The sequence below is a fragment of the Streptomyces sp. 13-12-16 genome, from assembly GCF_002114215.1.
Lineage (GTDB): Bacteria > Actinomycetota > Actinomycetes > Streptomycetales > Streptomycetaceae > Streptomyces.
Window position 1 is genome coordinate 939 of the sequence record NZ_NCTE01001450.1, and the last position, 566, is coordinate 1504.

1 protein-coding gene is annotated in these 566 nt (G+C 77.0%); it reads right to left on the reverse strand.

Features of this window, described 5'->3' with window-relative positions; all coding sequences use genetic code 11:
- Positions 1 to 566 (reverse strand): FAD-dependent oxidoreductase (locus B7767_RS42365; protein WP_143653003.1); only part of this gene is annotated, 566 nt, incomplete at both ends.

Consider the following 566-nt stretch of genomic DNA (forward strand, 5'->3'; position numbering starts at 1 on the left):
GCGGGCCGGCGGCCCAGCCCGGCCAGGGACCGCAGCAGGGCGCCGCGTCCCCGGTCGGGCACCGTCCACAGGGTCTGTCCGCGCACGCCCCAGCGTTCCAGCAGGGCGTTGGCGGCGAGGAACCCGCTCGTCGCCGCGCGTTCCATCAGCGCGACGGGCAGGCCGGTGCGGACCAGGTCGCCGGCCATCGTCACGCCGGGCTCCGGGGTGCGTACCGTCGGCCGGTCGGCGTAGCCGTCCACCGGGAACAGGGGGCAGTCGGCCCGCCACTCGTGCCGGGCGTCGACGATCGTGGCCGCCCGTGTCTCCGGGTAGACGCGGTGCAGTTGTCCGATCAGCCGCTTCCGCTCGACGTCCCGGGACGCGTCCGGGGGCAGCGCGTACGCGTGGAGTTCGACCACGGAGCCCCCGGTGCGGGAGGCCCAGCGGGCCGCTTCGTCCTCGTAGCGGTCCAGCACGCTGATGTTGTCGAGGCCGGCGTACCCGCTCGTGCCCAGGAACGCGGGCCGGCCGGGTGCGACGGGCCGGTCCAGCCACAGGCGGGGGGCCCGGGACGGCGGGGGGGT